14 protein-coding genes are annotated in these 23,756 nt (G+C 74.2%); 6 read left to right on the forward strand and 8 right to left on the reverse strand.

Annotated elements, in window-relative coordinates:
- Window positions 1–54: 54 nt before the first annotated feature.
- Window positions 55–2,517, reverse strand: coding sequence for a hypothetical protein (locus tag ACFPCY_RS35860; RefSeq protein ID WP_378262919.1), 2,463 nt, complete (start codon window positions 2,515–2,517; stop codon window positions 55–57).
- 271 nt (window positions 2,518–2,788) lie between these two features.
- Complete coding sequence (locus ACFPCY_RS35865; protein ID WP_378262921.1) at window positions 2,789–3,631, reverse strand: YbhB/YbcL family Raf kinase inhibitor-like protein; 843 nt, start codon at window positions 3,629–3,631, stop codon at window positions 2,789–2,791.
- A 388-nt stretch (window positions 3,632–4,019) separates the two neighbouring features.
- Between ACFPCY_RS35865 and ACFPCY_RS35870 the strand changes: the two genes are divergently transcribed.
- Entirely contained in the window at window positions 4,020–5,381 is a 1,362-nt protein-coding gene (locus tag ACFPCY_RS35870) for an NAD(P)/FAD-dependent oxidoreductase (protein ID WP_378262923.1), read from the forward strand.
- A 147-nt stretch (window positions 5,382–5,528) separates the two neighbouring features.
- Entirely contained in the window at window positions 5,529–8,993 is a 3,465-nt protein-coding gene (locus ACFPCY_RS35875; RefSeq protein ID WP_378262925.1) for an AfsR/SARP family transcriptional regulator, read from the forward strand.
- Window positions 8,994–9,063: 70 nt separating this feature from the next.
- Here ACFPCY_RS35875 and ACFPCY_RS35880 read toward each other — a convergent pair whose 3' ends face one another.
- Window positions 9,064–10,086: an Lrp/AsnC family transcriptional regulator gene (locus ACFPCY_RS35880; RefSeq protein ID WP_378262927.1), complete on the reverse strand. Its 1,023-nt coding sequence runs from the start codon at window positions 10,084–10,086 to the stop codon at window positions 9,064–9,066.
- A gap of 115 nt (window positions 10,087–10,201) precedes the next feature.
- Between ACFPCY_RS35880 and ACFPCY_RS35885 the strand changes: the two genes are divergently transcribed.
- Window positions 10,202–11,647, forward strand: a complete 1,446-nt coding sequence (locus ACFPCY_RS35885; protein WP_378262929.1) for an MFS transporter — start codon at window positions 10,202–10,204, stop codon at window positions 11,645–11,647.
- Here ACFPCY_RS35885 and ACFPCY_RS35890 read toward each other — a convergent pair.
- Window positions 11,621–12,430 carry an ABC transporter permease gene (locus ACFPCY_RS35890; RefSeq protein WP_378262931.1) on the reverse strand — a complete coding sequence of 270 codons (810 nt, stop codon included), beginning with the start codon at window positions 12,428–12,430 and terminating at the stop codon, window positions 11,621–11,623. The genes ACFPCY_RS35885 and ACFPCY_RS35890 overlap by 27 nt on opposite strands.
- A complete protein-coding gene (locus ACFPCY_RS35895) occupies window positions 12,427–13,416 on the reverse strand; it encodes an ATP-binding cassette domain-containing protein (protein ID WP_378262933.1) in 990 nt (329 codons plus the stop codon). The genes ACFPCY_RS35890 and ACFPCY_RS35895 overlap by 4 nt, the downstream gene beginning before the upstream one ends.
- A gap of 341 nt (window positions 13,417–13,757) precedes the next feature.
- Between ACFPCY_RS35895 and ACFPCY_RS35900 the strand changes: the two genes are divergently transcribed.
- Complete coding sequence (locus ACFPCY_RS35900) at window positions 13,758–14,291, forward strand: PH domain-containing protein (RefSeq protein WP_378262935.1); 534 nt, start codon at window positions 13,758–13,760, stop codon at window positions 14,289–14,291.
- Window positions 14,292–14,623: 332 nt separating this feature from the next.
- Window positions 14,624–16,060, forward strand: coding sequence for a PH domain-containing protein (locus ACFPCY_RS35905; protein ID WP_378262937.1), 1,437 nt, complete (start codon window positions 14,624–14,626; stop codon window positions 16,058–16,060).
- A 122-nt stretch (window positions 16,061–16,182) separates the two neighbouring features.
- Here ACFPCY_RS35905 and sepH read toward each other — a convergent pair whose 3' ends face one another.
- Window positions 16,183–19,281, reverse strand: coding sequence for a septation protein SepH (gene sepH, locus ACFPCY_RS35910; protein ID WP_378262939.1), 3,099 nt, complete (start codon window positions 19,279–19,281; stop codon window positions 16,183–16,185).
- Window positions 19,282–19,728: 447 nt separating this feature from the next.
- Between sepH and ACFPCY_RS35915 the strand changes: the two genes are divergently transcribed.
- Entirely contained in the window at window positions 19,729–20,892 is a 1,164-nt protein-coding gene (locus ACFPCY_RS35915; RefSeq protein WP_378262941.1) for a hypothetical protein, read from the forward strand.
- Between the two features lie 67 nt (window positions 20,893–20,959).
- Here the strand turns inward: ACFPCY_RS35915 and ACFPCY_RS35920 are convergent, their stop codons facing one another.
- Together ACFPCY_RS35920 and ACFPCY_RS35925 are read right to left on the reverse strand one after the other, a co-directional pair.
- Complete coding sequence (locus tag ACFPCY_RS35920) at window positions 20,960–22,270, reverse strand: D-arabinono-1,4-lactone oxidase (RefSeq protein WP_378262943.1); 1,311 nt, start codon at window positions 22,268–22,270, stop codon at window positions 20,960–20,962.
- 9 nt (window positions 22,271–22,279) lie between these two features.
- The gene (locus ACFPCY_RS35925) at window positions 22,280–23,497 is read right to left on the reverse strand and encodes an MFS transporter (RefSeq protein ID WP_378262945.1); all 1,218 of its coding nucleotides are present in this window, start codon (window positions 23,495–23,497) and stop codon (window positions 22,280–22,282) included.
- Between the last annotated feature and the right edge of the window lie 259 nt (window positions 23,498–23,756).

A 23,756-nucleotide genomic window follows, 5' to 3' on the forward strand; every position in this document is an offset into this window, starting at 1 on the left:
GACAAGCGAAGAGGCCGCCCCGGTGGTTCGGGACGGCCTCTCGGGCGAGCCGGGTCAGCGCCGGTAGTCGCGGTGGCTTTGCCAGTCGTCCTGCGGCTGGGACGAGTGCTGGTCCTTGCCGTTGCCGCCGTAGGGCGGGTTGTACGAGCCGTTGCCACCGCCCGAGTCGTTGCCGGGGAAGTAGCCCGAGCCGTACGCCTGGGTGGAGTTCGGGTCGCCGAACGTGCCGCCGTTCGCGTCGCCGAGGGCGCCGCCCGGGTCGCCGTAACCGCCGCTCGCCGGGCGCGGGCCGGTGTCGCGCGACGGGAGCGGGTCGCTGCCGTTGTAGCTGCTGCCGCTGAAGTCGCCGTACCGGCTGGACTCGCCCGCCGAACCCGCCGAACCCGCCGCACCCGCTGAACCGGACGAACCGGCTCCGGACGGGCCGCCCGCGCCGAACGACCCGTAGGAGTCGCGGCCCGAGGTCAGCGGGTCGTCGTAGCGCGCGGGCGAGTCGTTGAACGTCGGCGCGGCCTGGTAGCCGCCGCTGCCCTGGTCGCCCTGCCACTGGCCGCCGCCGGACGGCTGCCCGCCGGTCGCCGGGCCGTTCGTCCCGGTGTAGGGCGGCGCGCCGAGCGGGTCGCTCAGCGGGTCGCCCAGGGAGTTGCCGAGCGGGTCGCTCAGGGAGTTGCCGAACGGCTTGTCCGCGCCGATGCCGGACGCCGCGCCGCCGGAACCGCCTTGCGCGCGCTGCCGGTCGCTCTGGATGCGCTGGAGCAGCTCGTCCACGGTCGGGAGCTTGCCCTCGCCGGTGTCGCCGCCGGACGCCCCGGCGCTCGCCCCCGCGGGCTGCGGCGCGGACGGCGCGGACGGCGCGGGCGGCGCGACGGGCGGCGGGGGAGCGGCCGGGCCGTCCCAGCCGCCGGTGCCGGACTCGGTGGACGGCGACGTCCGGTAGCCGGACGTGTCGTCGCCGAGCCCGCCGAGCGGCAGGCCCAGCGGGTCCGCGCCGGATCCGGCCGCCGGACGGTCGTAGTCGTACCCGTCGCCGGACGGCCCCGGACGGGACGCCAGCGGGTCGTTCCCGAACGGCGACGGCACCTCGCCCGTCCCGCCGAAGGACGGCTGCTCGGACGTCCCCCCGTACGACGGCTGGTCGCCGGGCGCGCCGAACTGGCCGTAGGACGGCGAGGTGTCGCCGCCTTGACCGAAACCGGACCCGTCGCTCTGGCCGAAAGTTCCGTCGTTCTTTCCAAAACCGGAACCGTCGCTCTGCCCGAACCCGGACGCGGAACCGTCTCCGAACCCGGACCCCGCGCCGTCCCCGAAACCGGAGCCGTCGCCGAAGCCCGCGGGCGACGACGGGGGCTCGCTGTAGACGCGCTGGTCCTGGCCGCCGGTGCCGAACCCGTTCGGGTCGCCGGCCGGGCCGAACGGGGACTGCGGGCCGCCGAGGTCGAGCACCGGCAGCGGGTCGTTCGCGGTCGCGGACGGGTCGGATCCGAACGGCCCGGACGGCGGCTCGGCCGACAGCGCGTTCGCGCCGGGACCGAACGGCGACGGGAGGTCCTGCGGCCCGGTGCCCGAGGGAAGGCCGCCGAGCGGGCCGTCCGCGCCGAGCGTCACCGTCTGGTTGGGCGGCCCGTCCTGACCGGCGTGGTCGTCGTAGCGGTCGCCGTACTGGTCGCCGCCGTAGGAGTCGTTACCGAAGTGATCGCCCGGAGCGCCAGGCGCGCCCGGAGCGCCCGGAGCGCCCGGAGCGCCAGGCGCGCCCGGAGCGCCAGGCGCGCCGGGGCCGCCCTGCGGGGCCGGCGAGTGCTGGCCGCCGGTGGCGTGCAGCGGATCGGCGGACGGGTCGGCGACGTCCTCGCCGTCCCGCTTGTTCTGCCAGGGGAACTTGGGCTTGTCGAAGGTGATGGTGGCCCAGTAGTCGTCGTCGCCCATCTCGTCGCCGGACTGGCCGGACGGCGGGGGCGGCGGGGAGGACGGGGCGGGCGCCTGTGGCGGCGGGGCCTGCAAAGTCTGTCCGGCGGGACCGCCGAGGCCACCGGGACCGTTCGGTCCGCCCGGGCCGGGACCGGCGAGCGCGCCGGGCGGCGGCGGAGCCTGCCCGCCGGTGGGAGCGGCCATCGGCCCGGTCCCCATCGGTGCCGGAGCGCCGCCCAGGGGAGCGCCGTTCATCGGGCCCGGACCGCCGTTCATCGGGGCCGGGCTCGCGCCCGGACCGCCGGCGGGGCCGCCGCCCGCGACCGGGACGTCGCCGCCGGGACCGGCCACGCGGCGGTCGAAGCCCTGGTCGTAACCCTGGTCGGCGCCGTCGTAGCCCTGGTCGTAGCCGTCGTCGTACTCGTCCGGGTGGGGCTCGGGCGCGCGGCGGCGCCCCCGGCCACGACCGCGGTCGCGCGGCTGCTCGTCCTCGGCCATCCAGTTGTCGTCGTCGTCCCCGCCGTCGCCCCGGGCCCGCAAACCCAAGACGACCAGGACGACCACCAGGACCACGACCAGCACGAGGCCGAAGACCACGATTGTAGAAGTCATGCCACCACCCAATGTCTTGGCCCGGCGTCAGTCGCCAGCGCGGACCGCGGGTCGGTCCCGATCATCGTGCGCGGTCGGTTCCCGGCGGACCTCAACCGATTCTGTCCGACCGCTATGACCGTTGTCACACCTTTCGCGCACATAATCCCTCACCCGATGCGTACCGAAGGGCCGATTCGGACCGTCCGGTATGCCCCTGTCTCCCGGCCCCCGCGGGGTCCGCACTCCTCGGCGCCGTCCCGGTGACCCGAGGGTCTCCGGGGCAACGCGTCTACTTGTCGCCGAAGTTCCCCGTGATCCTGCCCCGCCCGACGGTGTGCTTGGCGACGTCGCCCAGCGCCTCCCGCAGCGAGATCCCGGTCTTGAAGGGAACCCTGGTGTCGAGCGCGTAGACGGTGAACCGGTACCGGTGCCGCTCGCCCTTCGGCGGACACGGCGGCGTGTAGCCCACCTTCTTCGCGGTGTTGCGCGCCTCGACCATGGTGCCGAGCCGTCCTCCCTCGACCAGCTCGTGCTGCGCCTGGTCGATACCGGCGACCACCCAGTGGACGTAGGTGCCGCCGGTGGCGTCCGGGTCGTCCACCACGATCGCGTACGACTGGGCGTTCTTGACGCCCCCCGCCGACCAGCGCAGCGGCGGGGTCTTGCCCAGCGCGGCGGAACCAGAGTACGTCGCGCACGCGTATCGCGCGGGCAAGTCACCGCCATCGCGGAACACCGGGCTCGTCACGGTGAACCACTCGGCGAGCTCGGCGCTCTTGTTCTGCGGCTGCCCGATCAGCCCGCACCCCGACAGCCCGGTGACCAGCACCGCCGCCGAGGCGACCCCCAGCACCCCTCGCCTCCGCGCGACCGCCGAGCCGCGGACGGGCCGCCGGGCCGCGCGAACGGGCCGCCCGGACGGACGCGTGCCGGTGTCGGCATCGGGCCGCCGGACGGGGGTCCCGACGTCCTGCCGGACCGGGGCCCGGACGTCCTGCCAGCCCGAGGCCCGGACGTCCTGTGGGGCCCGGACGTCGTGCGAGGCCCGGACGTCCTGCCGGGCGGGGCTCCGGACGTCCTGCCGGGCGGGGCTCGGGTCATCGCTCATAGGACTGCGTCGCTTCGGAGACATGCTGTTCATCGTCGATACGCTCCCGGGCGAGATGCTACGCCGCGCTCCACCGCTTTTCCCTTCGTCTCGGCGGTGCGCGAGCCCAGGCCGGCGCCCCCTTCCACGTCCGCCCCAACCCTAGGGGTTCCGGCGGGGTGGATCGGGTCTTTCGAGGCCGCGGGAACGCGTCCGGACGCGGCCCGCCCGGTGATCCGCGTCATGTGAGGTGAGTCCCACGCGCCCCCTCGGACGGTGAACACGTGACGAGTTTCACCACGTTACAACGCTCCAACTTTGCCCCCAGGGAAACAAGTGCCCTTCTTCGGGTTGTTGGAGATTCATGGCAGTGCAAACCCGGAGGTAGCTTGTGAATACCTTCACAAGCCGACCGTGAAACTAGGAGGCCGCGATGGCCAGGACCGCCGAGGGCACCCCTGGCGCTCCCCACATCCTCATCGTGGGTGGCGGCTACGTGGGCATGTACACCGCTCTTCGCCTGCAGAAGAAGCTCAAGCGCGAGCTGAAGCGCGGCGAGGTCAAGGTCACGATCGTCGACCCGAACTCGTACATGACCTACCAGCCGTTCCTGCCCGAGGCAGCGGCGGGGAACATCTCCCCGCGGCACGTCGTCGTCCCGCTCCGCCGGGTGCTCCCCAAGTGCACCGTGCGCAAGGCGCGGGTCACCGAGCTGAACCACGACGAGGGCTGGGCCATCGTGCAGCCGCTCGCCGGACCCCCGGAGCGGATCAACTACGACTACCTGGTGATGGCCGCCGGCGCCGTCCCCCGGATCCTGCCCATCCCCGGCCTGGCCGAGGAGGGCTTCAGCCTCAAGACCGTCGGTGAGGCCATCCACCTGCGCAACCACGTGCTGGAGCAGCTGGAGATCGCCGAGTCCACCGACGAGGTCGAGATCCGCCGCAAGGCGCTCACCTTCGTGTTCGTCGGCGGCGGGTTCGCCGGCGTCGAGGCGATCGCCGAGGTCGAGGACATGGTCCGCGACGCCACCAAGTACATGCGGAAGATCACCCCGCAGGACCTGCGGTTCGTCCTCGTCGAGGCCGCCGACCGCATCCTGCCGGAGGTCGGCCCCGACATGGGCAAGTGGACCGCCGAGCAGCTCCGCGGCCGCGGCATCGACGTGAAGATGAAGACCTTCCTCCAGTCGGCCGTCGGCGGGAACGTCGAGCTGTCGGACGGCAGCCGGTTCGCGACCGGGACGCTGGTCTGGAACGCGGGCGTCAAGCCGTCCCCGGTGGTCAGGCACACCGACCTGCCGCTGGACGAGCGGGGCCGGGTGAAGGGCACCGAGTACCTCACCATCGAGGGCATGGTCCGCGCGTTCACCGCGGGCGACAACGCCGCCATCCCGGACCTCACCCAGGAGGGCATGTTCTGCCCGCCGAACGCCCAGCACGCGCTGCGGCAGTCCAAGGTGCTGGCCGCCAACATCGTCCGCTCGCTCCGCGGCAAGTCGCTGAAGCCGTACGTGCACGGCAACCTCGGCGCGGTGGCCGGGCTCGGCCTGCACAAGGGCGTGGCGAACCCGCTCGGCTTCAAGCTCAAGGGCTGGCCGGCGTGGTTCTTCCACCGCACCTACCACGGCATGATGGTCCCGACCTTCAACCGGAAGATCCGGGTACTGGCCGACTGGACGCTCGCGCTGTTCCTCAAGCGCGAGACCGTCTCGCTGGCCACCGTCGAGCAGCCGCGCGCCGACTTCGAGCTGGCCGCGCTGGACGACGTCAAGCCGAAGGAGAAGGCCTCCTGAGCCTTCCCCGGGCCGGACGATCCGGTTGATCCGGGCTTGACGGACTTCGCCGTCCGCCTCCGGTGACGGCCGTCCGCCTCCGGGTGACGACACCCCCGGCGCCTCGACCGCGCCGGGGGTGCCGCCTTTTCAGGGGACAATCAGGACGTGCGGATAGCGATTCTGGGGCCGATCGAGGTCCGGCACGTCGGCGAGGCGGGGGCCCGGACGGTCGGGATCGCCGGGGCGCGGTTGCGCGTGCTGCTGACCCGGCTCGCGCTGGAGCCCGGGCGGACGGTGTCCGCCGAGCGGCTGATCGACGACCTGTGGGAGGACGATCCGCCCGCCGGCGCGCCGAACGCGCTCCAGGCGCTGGTCTCGCGGCTGCGCGCGGCGATCGGACGCGAGGTGATCGAGTCGCATGCGGGCGGCTATCGGCTCGCCGTGCCGCCGGACGCCGTGGACGCGCACGAGTTCGAGACCCGCGTCCAGGCCGCCCGGAACGTCGCGGACCCCCGCGCCCGCGCGCTAGCGCTGCGTGAGGCGCTGTCCCTGTGGCGCGGCCAGGCGCTCGCCGACGCCGCTCACCTCCCGTTCGCCGCCGCGCCGTCCGCGCGCCTGAACGAGTTGCGCCGCGCCGCCGTCGAGGAGCGCGCCGCGGCGGATCTCGAACTCGGCCACCACCACGATCTCGTCCCGGAGCTTCAGGCGCTGGCCGCCGCCGACCCGCTGCGCGAGCCCCTCCGCGCGCTGCTGATCCGCGCGCTCTACGCGTCCGGACGCCAAGCTGACGCCCTCGCCGAGTACGAATCCCTGCGGACGGCCCTCGCCGAAACGCTCGGCGTCGATCCGTCCCCGGCGCTGGAGAGTCTCCACCTGGCCGTCCTGCGCCGCGACCCCGCGCTGGACGCCGCCCCGCCGCCCGACCCCGTCCCCGACCCCGTCCCCGAGCCGGGTCCCGGCTCCGGACCGCCCCCCGGGAACCTCCGCGCCCAGCTCACCAGCTTCATCGGACGCGACGACGACCTGCGGCGCGTCGCCGCGCGGCTCTCCGAAGGACGGTTCGTCACGCTGACCGGCCCCGGCGGCGCGGGCAAGACGCGGCTGTCGCAGGAGGCCGGACGGCGCGCGACCGGCCTCGTCCCGGACGGCGTCTGGTTCGTCCCGCTCGCGTCGGTGACCGACCCGGGCGAGGTGCCGTCCGCGGTGCTGTCGGCGCTCGGCCTCCGCGAGGTGACGCTGCTGTCCACGACGTCCGGCTGGCTGACCGCGACGGAGGCGGGCGATCCGATGTCCCGGCTGACCGGCGCGCTCGCCGGGAAGCGGATGCTGATCATCCTCGACAACTGCGAGCACCTGCTCGACGCGGCGGCCCGGCTCGCCGACCGCGTCCTCGCCGAGTGCCCCGGCGCGCGCGTCCTCGCGACCAGCCGGGAGCCGCTCGGCGTCACCGGCGAGACGCTCTACCCGGTCGAACCGCTGGAGCAGCCCCCGCCGGACGTCACCGCCGACCGCGCCACGGACTTCCCGGCCGTCCGGCTCCTCGCCGACCGCGCCGCCGCCGTCTCGCCGGGCTTCGCGGTGACCACGGCGAACGTGCCGGACGTCGTCCGCGTCTGCCGAGCCCTCGACGGCATGCCGCTGGCGATCGAACTCGCCGCGGCCCGCCTCCGGTCGCTCACGCTCGCGCAGGTCGCCGACCGCCTGGACGACCGCTTCGAGCTGCTCCGCGCCGGCAGCCGCACCGCCCTGCCCCGCCACCGCACGCTCCGCGCCGTCGTCGAGTGGAGCTGGGACCTCCTCGACACCCGGGAACGCCTGCTCTGGCGACGCCTCGCCGCCTTCCCCGGCGGCGCCGACCTCGACGCGGCCGAATCCGTCTGCGCCGACGCGCCACAGCACCGACGCGCGACAAACGACGTGCCCCCTCTGCCCGCCGAACACCTACCCCCCGCACCGACCGCCCCCACCCCGCCGCCCCCCGACCCCACGCCGCGAACCCCGACCGCCGGGGACGGATCGGGCGAGCTGAGGGCCGAGGACGTGCTGGACGTGCTGGCCGCGCTGGTGGACAAGTCGCTGGTCGTGGTCGTCACCGAGGGGCCCGGCGGGGCTCCGCGGTACCGGATGCTGGAGACCATCCGGGCGTACGGGCTGGAGCGGCTGGCCGAGGCGGGCGAGGAGGACCGGATCCGGCGCGCGCACGCCGAGTACTTCGCGGGGTTCGCCGAGGTCGCCGAGCCGCACCTCTACCGGAGCGAGCAGCTCGACTGGATCGCCCGGCTGAACGCCGAGCAGGACAACCTGCACGCCGCGCTGCGCTGGGCGATCGACGCCGGGGACGGGCCGCTCCTGGTGCGGTTCGCCGCGGCGCTCGGCTGGTACTGGTTCCTGCGCGGCCGGGTGAACGAGGCCGTGGAAAGCGTGGTCGCGATCACCGAGCTGCCCGTCCTCCCGCCGGGCCAGGCGACGGCGCGCGCCCTCGCGCTCGGCGTGATGGCCGTGTTCGACGGTTCGGTGCGCGCGGACGCCGACGCGACGGGCTGGATCCTGCGGTCCCGGTCGCTCATCGAGGACGTCCCGGACGACGAGCCGCTGCACCCCGTCCTGCGGCTGATGATGATCACGGTCGAGATGTTCGTGGGGGGCTGGAGCGAGGGGATGCTGCCCGGGCTCGCGCCGCTGCGGTCCGACCCGGACCCGTGGGTGCGCGGCCTGGGCCGCTTCGTCTCCGGCCACATCGAGCTGAACTTCGGCCGGACCGGAACGGGGGAGCGGTACTTCGCCGAGGCGCTGTCGGCGTTCCGGGAGGCGGGCGACCGCTGGGGGCTGTCGTTCACGCTCACCGCGCAGGCCGAGCTGCTGGCCCGGCGCGGCGAGCACCGCGCGGCGCTCGACCTGTACGAGGAGGCCGTCCGGCTGAACCACCAGTTCGGCGGCGGTCCGATGGTCGTCCTCCAGACGGAGATGCAGCTCGCCAACCAGCTCACGATGCTCGGCGAGACCGAGCGGGCCGAGCGCATCCTGCGAACCGCGCGCGAGGAGGTCGAGCGGATCGGGGCGGTCGAGGGGATGGCCGCGCTGGAGCACGCGTCCGCGATGATCGCCCGGCGGCGCGGCGACCTCGCCGGGGCCGTCCGGCTTCTGGACGGCGCGGTCGCGCTGACGGCGGGGCTGCCGGGCGCGCCGCAGTTCCGCGCGATGGTGCTGGCCGCGCGCGCCGCCTGCGACCTGGACGCCGGTGACGCGGACGGGGCGCGTCCACGCCTGGCCGAGGCGCTCGCGCTGGCGACCGCGGCCCCCGACTTCCCGATCATCGCGACCGTCCTCTGCGGCCTGGCGCGTCTGGCCCGCAGCGACGGCGAACCCGACCGCGCCGCCGAACTCCTCGGCCGGGCGGACGCGCTGCGTGGCGGCCCCGACCTCTCCCATCCCGACGCGATCGCCCTGGAAAAGGATCTCCGTTCGGTGCTGGGCGATTCGTCCTACGAGGCCGCCTACGCGCGCGGACGCTCCCGGACCTTCGAGGATCTCCTGGCCACCTACGACCTCCCCGGCCCGCGTCCCCTGGCCCTGGCCCTGACCAGGCCCGCGCTCGACGACGCCGACCCACCCGGCCGACGTCGCAACTGAGCGAGCAGCCCCGGCCCATTCACAACGGCAGCACCGCCCCCGCGCTTCATCCTCCGGATCATTGGCGCGCTCACAGCGGCAGGGGCGCCCCGGCGCGTTTCAGCGTCCGGATCACCGGTGCGGACTCGACTTCGTGGACGTCTTCGAGGGAAGCGACGCGTTCGGTGAGGTAGCGGGCGAGGTCGGCGGCGTCCCGGCAGAGGACGGCGGCGACGAGGTTGGTCGGGCCGGTCGTCATCGCCACGAACGACGACTCGGGATGCGCGGCAAGCGCCTCCGCGACATCCTTCAGCCTGGACGGACGGACCGACATCCACAAGCGGGCCTCGGCGCGGAAGCCGACCCGCTCGTAGGCGAGGTCGAGCTGGTAGGAGAGCACGCCCGCGTCCCGAAGCTGGGATGCCCGGCGCCGCGCGGTCGCCTCCGACCATCCGGTCGCCGCGGCGAGTTCGGCGTAGGACGCGCGCCCGTCGAGGGCCAGCACGTCCAGCATGGCCCGGTCGGCGGCATCCAGCGCGACCCGGTCAGCGGCGTCCGGCACCGGACGGTTGGAAGGGCGAACGGCACCGGCCGGTTCGGGGGCCGCGGGCTGGACGGGTGGCGGATGCAGGGCGGTGACCTGAGCGGGGGTGAGGACGTCGAGGCCGGTCCAGTCCTTGGGGAGTTTCGGCGAGCCGAGCAGCATGTGCGCCGAGACGCCGAGGACCCGGCGGGTGCGCGGAAGGCGTTCCAGGAGCAGCGCGTCGCGCTCGCCCGGTGTGCCGGTCTGGGTGTTGCAGGAGATCTCCGTGCCGCCGGACAGCAGGTACACGTACGAGACGTCCGGACGGGCCGCGAGGGCGTCGGCGATGCCGGCCGCCGCGTCCGGGGTGCAGCGCAACCGGATCGTCCAGGGCGTGTAGCCGAGGGACGCGCCGTTCACCGTGCCCGCCACCCGCAGCGTGCCGGTCGAGCGGAGCTTGCGGTACCGGCGCGCGACGGTGTTCTCGGAGACCCCGAGTACCTCCGCGATCCGGACGAAGGGGACGCGTCCGTCGATGCGCAGGGCATGGACGAGGCCGCGATCGACCTCATCCAGCATGACGGAATCCATCAGTGAACCCTAACCCGTGACGGTTCCATGCAAGGTTCAGTCCCCGAATAGGAGCGAGAAGTCAGACGAAGCCACCGTGAGGGACGTCCGAAACCCACCCGGAAGGAGTTCCCTCATGCGCAGATGGCTGCCGCTCGCCGCAGTCTGCCTCGGCTCGCTGATGTTCCTGCTCGACACCACGGTCGTCGCCGTGGCGCTGCCGGACGTCGCCCGCTCGTTCGGCGCGTCCCTGCGCGGGCTGCAATGGGTCGCGAACGGGTACACGCTCGTGCTCGCCGTCGCGATGCTCCCCGCCGGCGCGTACGCCGACCGCTACGGGGCCCGGCGCGTCCACCTGCTCGGGCTCGCGGTCTTCGCGCTCGCCTCCCTGGCCTGCGGGTTCGCGCCGGGAACCGGCGCGCTGATCGCGGCCCGCGCGGTCCAGGGCCTCGGCGGCGCGGCCCTGGCCGTGACCGCGTTCGCCCTGATCGCGCACACCTACCGGGGACGCGCGATGGCCTCGGCGATGAGCGTCTGGGGAGCGGTCACCGGCCTCGGCGCCGCCGCCGGGCCGATGGCCGGCGGCGTCCTCACGCAGTACCTCGGCTGGCGCGCGATCTTCTTCGTGAACCTGCCCCTGACGGCCCTGGCCGTCGCGCTCACCTTGCGCAGCCTCCCGTCCGGGCCGTCCGGGCCCGGGGAGACGCCCGCTCCCGGGGAAGGGCCGCGCCAGCGCATCGTCGATCCGGTCGGCACGTGCCTCTTCGCGGTCGTCGCCGCCGCACTCACGGACGGCCTGACCACGGCCGGAACGGACGGCTGGCATTCGGCCCGCGCGATCGCCGGATTGCCGGCGTCCGCCGTCGCGCTCGTGGCGTTCGTCGTGGTCGAGCTGCGCCGGGACCGTCCGCTGCTCGATCTCCGGCTGTTCGCGCGGCCGCTGTTCGGGACGGTCCTCGCCTGCGTACTGGCCTCGTCGGTCGCGTTCGCGTGCCTGATCTACACGTCGATCTGGCTCCAGTCGGGCCTGGGGTTGTCGCCCGCGCGCACCGGCCTGGCTCTGGTGCCGATGGCGCTGGCGACCTTCGTGACCTCGGCCGTGCCGGCCCGGCTCCCGCGCGCGCTGCCGCCCCGGCACGGCATCGGGGCCGGGCTGCTGCTCAGCGCGGTGGGCTGCGCGCTCCAGTCCGGACTGGACGCCGGGTCCGGACCGTCCTCGATCACGCTGGGGCTGGCCGTCACGGGCGTGGGCGTCGGGCTGCTCATCCCGGCGTCGGGCGTCGTGCTCTCCGCCGTCCCCGCCGATCGCCGCGGCATGGCGGCCGGCGCGTCGATGACCGTCCGCCAGCTGGGCCAGACTCTCGGCGTCGCGGTGCTGGGCGCCCTCTTCACCGCCTCCCTGCCCGGCACACCGGCCAACGCCTCATCACACGCGGCTCACGCACACGCGCTTGCGCGCGCGCTCGACCACGTCTACCTCGCCGCGGCGGCCGTCGGGCTCGCCGGAGCGCTCCTGGCCTTCGTCTCGCTCCGGCGCCGTCCGGACGACCGGGGTTCAGGCGCGCTGCTTGAAGGCGCGTAGCGAGAGCGGGGCGAAGATCAGCGTGATGCCGAGTCCCCAGGCCAGCGCGATGGCGGCGTGGCTCAGCACCGGGCCGCCGAGGAGCAGGCCGCGCATCGCCTCGACGAGCTGGGTGACCGGGTTGTTGCGGATCACCCAGGCCAGCCAGTCGGGGATGCCGCGGGTGGACTTGATGAACGCGGTGCTGAGGAAGCTCAGCGGGAAGATCACCACGAACCCGAAGATCTGCACCTTCTCCGGCTCGTTGACCTTCATCGCGATGAAGACCGACGTCCAGGAGAACAGGACCGCGAAGCCGAGCAGCAGCAGGAACGCGCCGACCACCGCGACCGGGTTGGTGTGGATCCGGAAGCCGATGATGAAACCGACCGTGAGCAGGATGAACATCGACCACGCCTGCTTGGCGGTGTCGGCGATGATCCGTCCGGCGAGCGGGGCGGAGCGGGCGATCGGCAGGCTGCGGAACCGGTCGTACACGCCCTTGGTGAGGTCGCTGTTCAGCCCGAACCCCGTGCTCATCCCGGCGAACAGGGCGTTCTGCGCGATGATCCCGGGGATCACGACCGGCAGGTACGCCTCCACGCTGCCGGTCATGGACGGGCCGAAGACGTAGGCGAACAGCAGCACGAACATGATCGGCTGGATCGACAGGTCGACCAGCTCCATCGGGTTGTGCTTGATCTGCACGAGGTTGCGCCACGCCAGCGTGGCGGTGTGGCGCACCGCGGCGGCGGGGGAGACCCGCCGGGTGAGCTGCTCGGGTGCGAGGGCCGCGGTCGTCACGCGCGGGCTCCTTCCTGCTCGGCGCGGACGAGCTCGTCCGCCTCGGCGTCGACGTCGTCGGTGTGGTGGCCGGTGAGGGCGAAGAACACCTCGTCCAGGCTGGACTTGCGCAGCGACAGCTCGCCGATGGGCACGCCCGCGTCGTCCAGGCGGCGGACCACGGCGGGCATCAGCGCCGGATCGGTGATCGGGACGCTGACCAGGCCGTCCACCACCTCGGGGGTGGCCTCGGCGAGCTCGGCGACGATCGCGGTGACGGTCTCGGTGTCGCCCGCCTGGACGGCGCGCACGTCCAGCACCTGCCCGCCGACCTGCGCCTTCAGCTCGTCGGACGTGCCGTGCGCGATGACCTGCCCGCGGTCGATGACGACGATGTCGTCGGCGAGCTGGTCGGCCTCCTCCAGGTACTGCGTGGTCAGAAGGACGGTCACGCCGTCGGCGGTGAGGCCGCGGACGATGTCCCACAGGCCGCCGCGGCTGCGCGGGTCGAGGCCGGTGGTCGGCTCGTCCAGGAAGAGGATCTGCGGGTGCCCGACCAGGCTCGCGGCGAGGTCGAGGCGGCGGCGCATGCCGCCGGAGTAGGTCTTGGCGGCGCGCCCGGCCGCCTCGGCGAGGTCGAACCGGTCGAGCAGCTCGGCGGCGCGCGCGCGGGCCGAGCGCCGGGACAGCCCGAGCAGCCGGCCGATCATGATCAGGTTCTCGGTGCCGGTCAGCATCTCGTCCACCCCGGCGTACTGGCCGGTCAGGCCGACGAGCTGGCGCACCTGGTGCGCCTGCCGCACCACGTCGTAGCCGCCGACCGTGGCGTGCCCGGCGGTCGGCTCGATCAGGGTGGCGAGGATCCGGGTCATGGTCGTCTTCCCGGCGCCGTTCGGGCCGAGGACGCCCAGCACGGCGCCCGCCGGGGCGGTGAGCGACACGCCGGACAGGGCGCGCGTGGCGCCGAACCGTTTCTCCAGGCCCTCGGCCTGGATGGCGTTGGACATTTGAGATCTCCTTTGTTCTCGCATGCCAGGACGTTCCGGGCCGAAAGCCGCGGGGTGGACCGCGGGCGAACAAGGTAGGCGCTGTCCGGGTCGATGCGCATCCAGTTTTTCCGGCGCCGCCGTCAGGACGCCGCCGTCCCGCCGGCGGGCGCCCTCTCCGAGCCGACCGGACTCCACCATCGCATTCGGCACCGACAAAATCCCGCGCAGCCCTCCTACCAGCCCGAACGCCTCGCCCGCCGACCCGGCGAAGGAACCGGGACACCGGGGCGGACGCGACCGGTGGACTCCGGACGTCCGGATCCGCAGCACCGGGGCGCGCGGGCTCTAGACTGCAAGACGTGACGGCGCGGAGCACCCACGCGGTGCGTCTGAAGGAGCCCGCGAACCGGGTCTCTCCGCGCGCTATCGCGCACTGGGCGATCGAGTACCTGGCGTTCTGGGGCCTCGGCTTCGGCCTGTCCTGGGGCGTCGCCGCCTGGCTCGGCGACCGGCCCCGCGACGGCGTCCCGCGCTGGCTCACCGCGCACGTCGGCTGGCTGCCCGTCGCGATCGGCGCGGCCGGCGTCCTCGCCGTCACCGTCGCGCCGGTCTGGCGCTACCGCGTGCACCGCTGGGAGGTCAGCGCCGACGTCGTCTACACGCGGACGGGCTGGTTCAGCCGCGAATGGCTGCTCGTCCCGGTCAGCCGCATCCAGAACGTCCACACCGAGCAGGGCTGGCTCGAACGCCTGCTCGGCCTCGCGCGCCTGCGCGTCCACACGGCGTCCCACACGGGCTCGTCCGAGGTGTCCGGCCTCCGGGTGGAGGTCGCCACCCGCCTCGCCGAAGACCTCGCGCACCGCGCCCACGACCTGAGCGACGACGCCACGTGACCACGCCCGCGGACGAACCGCTCCAGCACCCTGCCCCGACTCCCTCGGCGGAGCCACCCCAGCGCCCCACGTCCCCCGCGGCAGAGCAATCGCAGGGCCCCTCATCTCCTTCGGCAGAGCAATCGCAGCACCCCGCATCCCCCTCGGTAGGGCCAGCCCAGGGCCTCACGCCCTCACCGGTTGTGCCGTCCCAGCATCCCGCGCCACCCCCTCCGCACCTTCCGGACGGTTCGCGGTCGCGGACGTCGGGAGAGGTGGTTCACCGCCCCGTCACGCGCCCGGAGACTTCGCCGCGCGTCCCCTTCGCCGAAGGGACGCGGCCGGACGGGCGGGTGCGGCGGTTGCATCCGCTGACGTTCGTGGTCGGGGCCGCGCGGGAGATGGCGGCGCTGGTGGGCGCGGGCGCGACGGGCCTGCTGGTCGGGGGCCTGTCCACCGCGTTCTACTTCGCGCTGATCGGGCTCGCGTTCGGGCTGGCCTGGCACGCCGCGACCTGGGCGATCTTCACCTACCGCGTGCACGAGGACCGTTTCGAGACCCGCCGGGCGCTGGTGGGACGGACGGTCAACAGCATCCCGCGCGAACGGATCCGCGGCGTGGACATCTCGTCCACGCTGGGCCACCGCCTGCTCGGCCTGGCGATCGTGCACGTGGACGCGGGCGCGGACGGCGAGGAGATCGTCCTCAACGCGGTGTCCCTGCGCGAGGCGGAGCGGCTGCGGCGGGTCCTGCTCGCGCGGGCGCGCGCAGCCGAAGCCCGCGCGGCAGGGCCACGGCGACGAATGCTCGCGCACATCAGAAGACGCTGGTTCCTCTACGCCCCGCTGAGCGGTGCCTATCTGCTGACGCCGTTCGCGCTCGCGGGGAGCCTCCTCGGCACGCTCTACAACCTCGGCGACGACCTCGGGCTGATCACGCGGGACCGCGTCGAGAGCCTCGGCCGGGACGCGGCGGGCCTGCCGACCGGCGTCGTCGTCCTGGTCGTCCTGCTGTTCCTGGTCGCGATGCCGGTCGCCTCGGTGATCGCGTTCACCCTGTTCAACTGGGACTTCAGCGTCTACGAGCGGGACGGGTCGATCGTCGCCGAGCGCGGCCTGGTCACGCGCCGCAGCGTCGCGCTGGAACGCCGCCGGGTGCGCGGGGTCGAACTGTCCGACAACCCCTTCGAGCGCGTCGCGGGCGTCGTCCGGCTGGGGGCGCTGGTCACGGGCCTGGGCGACGCCGCCCACCGGGGCCGCCTGCTGCCCGCCGCGCCGCGCGCCACGGCGGACGCGCTGGCCGCCCGCGTCCTCGGCGCGGTGCCGGGGCCGCTGATCGCCCACCCGGACGCGGCGCGCGGTCGCCGCCTCGTCCGCGCGGTCGGCCCGCCCGCGCTCGCCGCCGCGCTGTGCCTGCTGTCCGGGAGCGTCTGGCTCACCGTCCTGTGCGTGCTCGCCGCCGTCGCGGCCGTCCCCCTGGGGCTGGACCGGTACCGGCAGCTCGGCCACGCGGACGACGGCGTCCGGCTGACCGTCCGGTCGGGGTCGCTGCGCCGGCGGCAGTACGTGGTGGAACACGGCGCGATCGTGGGCTGGCGGATCCGCCGCACCCTGTTCCAGCGCCGCGCCGGCCTCGCCACCCTGCACGCCGCCGTCGGCGCGGGCGAGGGCGGCTGCGCCGCCGTGGACATGTCCGAGTCCGACGCCCTGGCGCTGGCCGGCGCCATCACCCCCGACTGGATCACCCCGTTCCTCGCCCCGCCGCCACCCCGCGCGGACGACCACCCCTGAAAACGGAGCGAGCCCCGCCGACCGGTCGAACACTACTCAGAGCACGGTCGCCCGGACGGCCGAACCTCACTCGCAGCCAGGCCCCAGCGCACCCGGACGGCGGACTCCGGCGCGTCCGGGCCTCACTCGGGGCGGCGGGCTCCGAACATGATCTCGTCCCAGGACGGGACCGACGCGCGCTTGCCCTTCGCCTTGCGGCGCGCCCGCGCGGGGCGCTGCGTAGCCGGGGTGTCGGTGGGCTTGTCCGCCTGCGCGGGAGCGGGCATCGCCGGACGCGCGGCCTTCTTCGCCGCCGGACGGTGCGGAGCCCTCGGCACCGCGTGCTCGGCGACCGCCTCGTCGTCCTCCTGCACGGGCTCGGGCTCGGCCTCGCGAGCGGCGGCCCGCCGGTTCGCGGACGCGGCGGCGGCTGCCTTGCGCGTCGCCTCCTCCTCGTCCGCCCTCACCGCGGCCTCACGCTCGCTCTCGGCGTCCTCGCGCACGGAAGCCGCAGCGACCTCGCGATCGTCGCGCTCCGCGGCCACGCCGCCGCCCCGCGCACGTCCCGCAACATCGCGCTCGTCGCCGTCGCCCCGAGCACTTCCCGCAGCGTCCCGCTCATCGCGTTCAGCCCGCGAACGTCCCGCAGCGTCGCGTTCGTCTCGCTCATCGCGCTCGGCGGCGGCCTTCTGCGCCCGCGCACGTTCAGCGTCGCGCTGTGCTCCCGCGGCCTCTCGCGCGTCCGCGTCCTTACTGGACGACGCAACGCGCTCGGATGCGTCCTGCGCGACGGCACCGCGGCGTTCGTCAGCCTCACGCACTTCGCCAGCGTCGCGCGAGTCGCGCTGCCCCTCGGCGTCGCGCCGCTCATCGGCGTCGCGCAGGCTTTCGGCGTCGCGCCGTTCCTGGGAACTGCGCTGACCGTCCGCGTCGTGACCGCGCTGGTTCTCGGCCTCACGCCGCTCCTGCGGGCCTTGCCGCTCGTCGGCGCTGCGCGAGGTGCGCTGGTCTTCGGCGTCGCGGCGCTCCTGCGAGCCGCGCAGACCGTCCGCGTCGCGCATCTCTCCGGCCGCGCGCTGGTCCTCGTCCGCGCGAGAACCCGCGGTCGCCCGCGCGCTCTCTGCCGGACGCCCGTCAGCCGCAGCCTCAGTGCCTTCGGCCGCGCGCGCGTTCTCCTCGTCCAGCAGCTCACGGGCCGCACGGGAGTCCTCGTCACGTGCCACGCGCAAGTTCTCGCGCAGCGCGTCAGCGGCCCGAGATCCTTCCGCCGCGCGCCCGGGCCCCTCGTCCGCCCGAGCGTCAACACCGCGCGAGTTCTGGTCTCGTCCACGCTCAGCGCGGCTTGCGTCCTCATCACGCAGACGCTCACCCGCACCGGCCCCACCGCGCGAGCCCTCGTCCCGCACGCGCTCATCCGCACGGGCGCCACCGCGCGAGCCCTCGGCCCGCACGCGGTCATCCGCACGCAAGTCTCGGTCGCGCAGACCTTCACCGCTGCGCGCGTCCTGGGTCCGCGCGCGGTCGTCCGCACGGGCGCCACCGCGCGAGCCCTCGGCCTGCATGCGGTCATCCGCACGCGAGTCTCGGTCGCGCAGACCTTCACCGCTGCGCGCGTCCTGGGTCCGCGTGCGGTCATCCGCACGGGCGCCACCGCGCGAGCCCTCGTCCCGCGCGCGGTCGTCGGCGCGCGTGTCTCGGTCGCGCAGACTTTCGCCGTCGCGCGCGTCTTGGCTGCGCGTGCGGTCGTCTGCACGGGCACCAGTGCGCGAGCTCTCGTCGCGCGTGCGGTCGTCTGCACGAACGCCAGTGCGCGAGGCCTCGTCGCGCGCGCGGTCGTCCGCGCGGGCACCAGTGCGCGAGTCTTCGTCGCGGGCGCGGTCGGTGGCGCGCGAGGTCTGGTCGCGTAGGGCTTCGCTGCTGCGCGCGTCCCGGGTTCGGGGGCGCTCGTCGGGACGAGTACCGGCGCGCAAGTCTTCGTCTCGCACTCGCTCGGGGACGCGGGCGTCTCCGGTGCGCGCGTCCTGGGGGCGCGGGCGGGTGTCTTGGGCGCGCGAGCTTCCGGCGCGGGAGGCTTCGGTCTGACCACTCGCAGCGGCGCGCGTGCGCTCGTCCGTGCGGGAAGCCGCGTCGGCGGATTCGCGCTGGGCGTCGGTGTCGCGGAGGGAGCGGGCCGTTCGGGCGTCTTCGGGACGCTGGGTGCTGCTCTCGCGGAGGGGGCGGGGGAGGCCGGTGGGGCGGGAGGGCGCGGCCGTGTCGGGGTGGCGGCCCTGGGCGGCCCTGGGCGGGGTCAGCGCGTCGCTGTCGTGCGAGATCGCCGTGTCGCGGAGGATGGCCGCCTCGCGGGCGACGGCCTCGCGGGCGGCGATGTCGCGGGTGGCGGGGTCCTCGGTACGGGACGGGAGGTCCTCGCGGCGGAGCGCGGCGGGCGCGTCGGGACGGACGGGGAACTCGCGCGGGACGCCGTCGAGGGAGCGCGGGGCGTCCTCGGCGAAGGCGGGGTCGAAGCCGCGGCCCGCGGTGCGCAGGGGCTCGGCGTGGTCGTCGGCGGCGGGCAGGCCGCGGGTGCGGGCGGGCGCGGCGGAGGCGGCCGGGTCGGAGACGACCTTCATCGCCGGACGGCGCGGGACGAGCGGGGTGACGGTGTCGGAGAGCGCGTCGTCGTCGTCCCACTCGACGGAGGTCAGCCGCGCGGCGACCTCGTCCAGCGGCGTGACGTGGCGGCGGCGCGGGTCGAAGGACCACTCGGCGGCGTGCGGACGGCCGCCCTCGAAGAACGACAGCCGGACGCGCCAGGTGCCGTCCTCGCACTTCCAGGAGTCCCACTCGACCTCTTCGAGGTCGACGCCGCCGCGGCCGAGGCGCTCCTCGACGGTCTCGCCGAGCGGCGGGCCGGGCGTGGACTCGCCCGGCCGGCGCACCGCGACCCGCTGCGCCTGCTGCGCCATGTACTCGCGCTCCTGCAGGACCGGTCCCTCGAACCACCGGACGCGCTCCACGGGGATGCCCGCCGACTCGGCGATCTCCTCCGCGGTCTCGCCGGACCGGATCCGAGCCTGGATCTCCTTGGGTCGCAAGGGACTCTCCACTTCGATCTCGAACTGGCCGAGGCGGGAGAAGTGCCCTCGCACGGCTGCGCGCAGCCGGTCGTCGACGGGCAGGGTGAACCGGGTGCCTCGGCCCGCGGTGGCCAGGACGAGGTACGTTCCGTCCTCGCTGACCGCGACGAGGCGCAGCTCCTGCATGCGTGTCCTTCCTGCCCTGTCCTTACGGCACCGGAGGGGTGCCGAGCCACACGCCCGATCGCGAGCCCGTCTCCCCGCGCTCGCATCGGCCGGTCGTTCGGTCCCCACCAGGGGCGCATGCGTGCCCTTCCCCCGGATTCCCGAGTCTCTCTTTCGGACACACCTGCTGCCAGCACCGTACCCGGCATGTCCGAACATCGTCGCGCTCGAAGCCCTCATCACACGGGTGACGAGGGCGCCCGACCAAGCTTGCCCGTCCCGTGCGCCCGCCGGGGGCGGACTACCCGATTCTTGTGGATCCTTTTCCACACTGTGCCTGACCGGGCCCCGAGGCTCCAGCCCCCTCGCGTTGCGATCGTCACGTCCCGCCCCGGAACAACGCCGGAGTTACGGTGAGTTCCTGTTCCGGGGGGTTTCGTGAGTCCACGGGAAGAAGGGGAAGAGTCGATGGCGCAGCGGAAGCTGCCGGACCTGAGCGCCACACAACTGATAGCGAGCGGGGCGGCGACGGTGATCGCCGCCTACGGGGCGTCCTACCTCGGGGTGTACGGGACGATCTTCGGTGCCGCGTTCACGAGCGTGGTGTCCACGGCGGCCTCCGTCGTCGGGAAGCACTACCTCGACCAGGGGAAGGAGCAGCTCAAGGAGCGGGCGCTCCTGGTCCACGGCGAGCACGTCTCGGGGGTGTCGGCGCACACGGTGACCGGCGCGGACGCGACGCGCGCCGCGGGTTCGGCGGGGGTGGCGCGCACGCGCGTCGCGGGGGGCGGTGCGCGGACGGGCTGGGCCCCGCCGCCGCGGCCGGCCGGTCCGGGCGGGGGTGACCCGAACCGGACACGGCTGGACGACCCGTTCGGCCTGCCCGCGCCGCACGGTGATCCGAACGCGACGCGGCTCGACCCGTCCGCCGGTTTCGGGCCGCCCGCCGGTTTCGGGCCGTCCGCGGGTTCCGGGCCGTCCGCGGGTTCTGGGCCGTCCGCGATGGGGGATCCGAACGCGACCAGGTTCGACGGGCACGCGCTGGACGCGACGCGCCTGGACCGGACGCCCACCGAGGCCGTCGCGGACGACCTGGTGGCGGAGGCGGGCGACGGCGCGCTGCGCCGGGTGTCCTGGCAGGCCGCGCTGGACGAGACGCTCGTCTGGGCCCGCGAGCGCTGGCGGATGCTGACGGCCGCGGCCGTGGTGGTGTTCGTCGTGGTGATCGGCGGGATCACGCTGTACGAGTCGCTCACCGACAAGACGTTCGGCGGTGTGAAGGGCTCGGGCGGGACGATCGGCAACGTGATCCGGGGGCGGAACGAGGGCGGGACGGTCGTCCCGTCGCACGCGCCTTCGCACGGTCCCAGCGACCGGCCGACCGCGCCGGGCACGGACCGGCCGGAGACGGGAGGCCCGACGGGCCGTCCCACGGACCGGCCGACGGAGAACCCGTCGGAGAAGCCGACGCAGACGCCGACGGCGCCGCAGACGCCCACGCACGAGCCGACGACCGCGCCCACGCACGAGCCGTCCTCCGGCCCGAGCGGCGGCACCGGCGGCGGCCAGGGCGGCGGCGACGGCACGTCCGGAAAGCCCGCCGGCCAGGCTCCGGCCAAGGGCACCAACTAGAACGCCGGATACGGACGGGCCGGGTTCCCCCGAGGGGAGCCCGGCCCGTCCGCCGTTCCGGAGCAGGTCAGTCGCCGAAGACCTGGCGGGTGTAGGGGTTGGCGAAGCGGCGGTCCGGGTCGACCGCGTCCCGGACGGCCTGGAAGTCCTTGAAGCGCGGGTAGACCGTCTCCAGGTAGGCGGCGTCGCGGGTGTGCATCTTGCCCCAGTGCGGCCGTCCGCCCAGCTCGGTCAGGACCTCCTCGACGCCGCGGAAGTAGTCGGTGTGGTCGTCGCGGTGGTAGACGTGCACGGCGATGAAGGCGCTGCGGCGGCCGTGCGCCATCGACAGCCAGGCGTCCTCCTCGGGGAGCAGCCGCACCTCGATCGGGAAGCTGATCTTCCAGTCCCGCCGGGCGAACAGGCCGCGCACCTCGCGCAGCGCGTCGACGAGGTGCTCGCGCGGGATCGCGTACTCCTGCTCCTTGAACCGGACGGTCCGGGGGCTGGTGAACACCTTGTGGGACACGTCGGTGAAGGTGCGCGCGCCGAGCGCCCGCGCCGAGACCTGGTTGATCGACGGGGTGAGCGCCGGGGCCGCGTGCGTGATCCTGTTGATGACCTCGAACAGCGAGTTCGACATGAACTCGTCGTCCAGCCAGCCCTTGAACCGCGACAGCGGCTCGGCCGGGCCCTCGACGCGGTTGTTGCGCTTGGTGAGGCAGCCCTCGGTGTGCGGGAACCAGTAGAACTCGAAGTGCTCGTTGGCGGCGTCGAACTCGTCCACGCGGGCGAGGACCTCGTCCCACTTCATCGGCTGCTCCTGCGCGCGCAGGAGGAACGCCGGGACGGTCTTCCAGGTGATGGCGGTGACGATGCCGAGCGCGCCGACGCCCGCGCGCGCGGCGTCGAACAGGTCGGGCCGCTCGTCGCGCGAGCAGGTGACCACCGAGCCGTCGGCGAGGACGAGTTCCAGCGCGTGCACCTGGGACGCCAGCCCGGCGGCGTCGCGGCCGGTGCCGTGCGTGGCGGTCTGGAGCGCGCCCGCCACGGTCTGCTCCTGGATGTCGCCCATGTTGGCGAGGGCGAGGCCGTGTTCGGCCAGCATCCGGTTGAACGCGTGGAGGGGCAGCCCCGCCTCGACGGTGACCAGGCCGCTGGCGGTGTCCACCGAGCGGACGGCGGTGAGGCCGGTCGGCCGCAGCAGCACGTCCTGCGCGACGGCCGCGCCGGTGAAGGAGTGGCCGGTGCCGGTCATCCGGACGGTGTGCCCGTCGGCGGCCGCCGCGCGGACGGCCGCGGAGACCTCGTCGGTGCTGGTGGGGGTGGTGACGCGGCGGGGAGTGGCGGTCTGGTTGCCGGCCCAGTTCCGCCACGTCTGGGTGCTCACGGGGGACATGGCCGAACTCTACTCGGCGATCGTTTGTGAGGAAAGTTCACGTTTACTTACCGACCGGATCCCGGCCACCGTGACGAGCGCGGCCAGCACCGCCGCGGCCAGCGGGACGCCGAACGAGGCCTTCGCGCCGTAGGCGTCCACGACCCGTCCGGCCAGGGACGCGCCCGCCGCCGCGCCGATGCTCACCGTCGTCGAGACCAGGGCCAGCCCCTCGGTGAGCTGCCCGGCCGGGACGAGCCGCTCCACCAGCCCGTAGCCGGGGATGATCGTCGGCGAGATGGCCAGCCCGGCCACGAAGACCACCGGCAGCATCGCCCAGAAGTCGCGGACCAGCAGCGGCGGCACCAGCAGGACGGCGAGCAGCACGCTGCCGGTGAGGAACCGCCGGTCCAGCGAGGCGCGCCAGTTCCGGGCGCCGTACCAGAACGCCGCGGTCGCGCTGCCCGCCGCGTAGCAGCCGAGCAGCACCCCGGCGAGCGGCTTGTGCCCCTGCGCCTCGGCGAACGCGACGCCGCTGACGTCGATCGCGCCGAACACCAGCCCGGTGAGCAGGAAGATCGGGGTCATGATCCAGATGGCGGGGTTGGCGAAGACGCCGCCGCGGGCGGCCGTCCCCGGCTCGCGCGGACGCGGCGGAGGCTCCGTCTCGCGCAGGCGCGCGAAGGCCAGGCCGCCGACCAGCGTGCAGGACGCCGCGACCGCCAGCCCCGCCGCCGGATGCACCCCGGTCGCCAGCGACGTCACGAGCATCGGCCCCGCCACGAAGATCAGCTCGTCCATCACGGCCTCGAACGAGTACGCCGCGCCCATCGGGATCGCCGTGCCGGTCAGCACGTGCGACCAGCGCGACCGCACCCACGCGCCCATCGACACCTGGGTCAGCCCGGCGAGCGCGCCGGCCGGATAGAGCGTCCACAGCGGGGCGTCGAACACGGCCGAGGAGATCAGGAAGGTGAAGGCGACCGCGTTCGCCGAGACCAGCGGGACGAGCACGCGGCGCTGTCCGTAGCGGTCGGCGAAGCGGGCGCTGAGGGGGGCTCCGAGGGCGTAGGCGACCGACATGGTCGCCGAGACCGTTCCGGCGATGCCGTACGATCCCGTCACCGCGGAGACGAGGAGGACGATCCCGATCCCGACCATGGACATCGACATGCGTCCGACGAATCCGGCGGTGACGAACGCCCTGGCCCCCGGTACGGCCAGAAGCGTCCGGTACGGGCTGGTCAACGTGCTCCTTCCGTCCGTGAGTGGATAGCTTGATCACGGTACCCGTGCCGTACGACGGAAATTTTCGGGTAACCGCCCCTTGGTGACCTTCGTTGGGAATGGTTGTGGCCGCACCTACACCTGAGCCGGAGCAGACCCCCGCCCCCGCGCCCGAGGGGCCCATCTCCGCGCCCGAGGACCGGCGTCCCGCGCCCGAAAACCGGAACGCTGTCCCCGAGGGGACGAGGCGCGCGCCCGAGGGGCGGAGGCGGGGGGCTCG

It is taken from the genome of Actinomadura gamaensis, assembly GCF_042652125.1.
In the GTDB taxonomy this organism is placed as follows: domain Bacteria; phylum Actinomycetota; class Actinomycetes; order Streptosporangiales; family Streptosporangiaceae; genus Spirillospora; species Spirillospora gamaensis.